At 55.9% G+C, this 2,380-nt stretch carries 3 protein-coding genes; 1 reads left to right on the forward strand and 2 read right to left on the reverse strand.

Annotated features, from left to right (window positions below; all coding sequences use genetic code 11):
• Positions 1-268 (reverse strand): hypothetical protein (locus AC07FD_RS25955; protein WP_478352145.1); only part of this gene is annotated, 268 nt, incomplete at its 3' end.
• Positions 269-799: 531 nt separating this feature from the next.
• Here AC07FD_RS25955 and AC07FD_RS25960 point away from each other — a divergent pair.
• Complete coding sequence (locus tag AC07FD_RS25960; protein WP_478352146.1) at positions 800-2,032, forward strand: ATP-grasp domain-containing protein; 1,233 nt, start codon at positions 800-802, stop codon at positions 2,030-2,032.
• Positions 2,033-2,042: 10 nt separating this feature from the next.
• On the opposite strand, the gene AC07FD_RS25965 is transcribed toward AC07FD_RS25960, so the two are convergent.
• A partial coding sequence (locus AC07FD_RS25965) for a hypothetical protein (protein ID WP_478352147.1) occupies positions 2,043-2,380 on the reverse strand: 338 nt, incomplete at its 5' end.

Genomic DNA, 2,380 nt, shown 5'->3' on the forward strand with positions numbered 1-2,380 from the left:
TCGCCGGCGCCCGACGAGGCTTGTCAAAATGCACTCCGAGGGCGGCCAGATCGCCGATGCAGGCCGCCGAAAGCCGATCGCCGTGCATCAAGCGGGCTAACTCTTGGTAGCTTACATCACCAGTCTCGCAGGACCGCACAGCAACGTTTGACGGGAATTTTTCCAAGGTCTGTGCGATGACATCAGCCACGCTGTCGCCACCAAAACGCAACTCCCGTCGTGGACCAGTCAGCGTGGGTTTCAGTATCTGCTTGTTCTGCTCCGCCACTAAGGTTTCTCCCGCTCTACGTCAATCCGCATTTGACCGCCGCAGCAACTCGCTATGACTTGTCAAAGGCGCGCCCGCCCATCGCAATGCGAGACCCCACAATCGCAACGTACGGCACTTTTCATGAAGGGTGCGATAATGATTGTAAAAAATTGTTACAATGGAAAGATGACTGAACAGTCAGATGGATTTACTAGTCGTGCAAGACGCAAGCCGATCTCGGCCTTTCTGGCAGCGACAATGAAACTTTTTACCTTGGTGGATCTGCCCTTTCCCGGGCATCTCGCACGAGCACCGTGTTGTAGCAGCCGCCTGACCTAACCATAGGCATGCCACAGGCCTGCCCTGCTTCCAAAGAACACTAAAGCGACGTATCAGTTTAGGCTCGCCACGAAACAACTCTTTGCAGAACCTTCACACACCGCAAATGATCGATGGTTGTACCTTCTCTCCGCGCTTCCGAACTGAATCGGCCTACAAAGCTGGCCTCGGTTGGAGGGGCAGCATCGCTCTCAGTTGAGGCCAACAGGCATGCCAGAAAGAACGCTCATCCTCATCGAGGGCAATACGACTGGGACGGGCCTGCTCTACATCCAGGCGGCGCGGCGTCTCGGCTTTCATGTAATCACCCTGTCGGCTAACGCCGCCCAGTATGATTACCCGGCAGCGGAAGACGTTGAGGCTATCGGGATTGATACTGACAATCTTGATGAGTTAATCCGAGAATGCTCCAGATTGTCGAGGACTTATGAGGTTGCAGGAATTACCTGCGCCAGGGAGGCGTTCTATGCGACAGTTGGCAAGCTCTGCCGTCATTTCGACCTACCCGGACCAGATCCGAAATCAATCGAACGATGCTGCGACAAGTTTGCCCAGCGTCAACTCCTCGCGGAGGCAGGAGTTCCTGTACCCGCATTTCGAGTGGCCGCGGAAGCCAAGGATGTGGAAAGCTCGGCCGAGGAACTCGGCTTTCCGGTGATCATTAAGCCAGCCGTGGGTGTCGGGAGTAGCGGTGTTCGATTGTGCTACGATGCCCGACAAGTGGTCGAACATGCCGCCTATCTATTCGGTGGGGAACATAGATGGCGATCTTCGCCGAGGGTGCTGATCGAACAATTCGCTGAAGGTCCGTACTATTGCACCGACATAATGGAAAACGAAGTCATTGCGATTTCTGCGGCGGACTCTGGTCCCCTGCCTCATTTTGTATTTCGTGAGTGCACTTATCCCGCGCCGCTGGCTGATTGCGAGTTTGAGCGCATCACGGAAATGTCGCTGGGGTGTTTGCGAGCTCTCGGACTTGGTTGGGGGCCAACATGCATTGAATTCCGGTGGACAAATCGTGGGCCGGTCGTCATTGAAGTCAATCCTCGTCTGGCTGGCACTCCCAATCCTCAGCTGATTCAGTTGGCTTACGGTATCGATCTCATCACCGAGCACATTAAGCTTGTCACTGGCAATAAATGTGACCTGCGCAAAAGGCATTCACTCACAGCGGCTGCACGGTTCCTCGTTCCTAATCGCGATGGATTCCTCAATTGGGTCGCTGGCATCAATGAAGCGGCTGATGTTTCGGGCGTTGCCGAAGTCAATTTCTACGTCAAGCCCAAGACGCGCGTCGTCAGGAGAGGCGATTACCGCGACTGGATGGGACATGTCCTTGCAGTTTCTCCCACCTGCCCCGAGACTAAGTCCGCACTTGAACGAGCCATCAGCTTGATCAATTGGTCGATTACACCAATTCCCTCCGTTCGCGAATCGTAAGGGGAGCGGCTCAGCACGTCTGCCCGAAGCGGCTTCCATCCGAACCTGCCTCCAGCCGAATGACCGAAACGAACTTTTCCAGCTCGCGTTTTGTGAGACCCAGAACGCCTTGCTCGCCTGCTGAGAGTGGCGAGAGCCGTTTAGCGCTGTACGGTTTGCTATGGTTTCTTGAGATGGCTGCCTCCGGCACGGAGGTATCGTCGCCGCCCGCCGGGCTTCTTCGGGCTGCCCGGTTGCCGCCTTTTCTCTTCTGGATGATATCCGATGGAATGGCGGGCAACAGGAGTCCGTTCTGACCGTATCCATCCGAGCAGGGCCGCGGGATTTTGGGCGCCGCGCGTGGTAGCG

Source organism: Mesorhizobium waitakense, assembly GCF_056431085.1.

Bases quoted from the DNA above. Each gene is read 5' to 3' on its own strand.
- AC07FD_RS25960 (WP_478352146.1), top strand. From the start codon at position 800: ATGCCAGAAAGAACGCTCATCCTCATCGAGGGCAATACGACTGGGACG.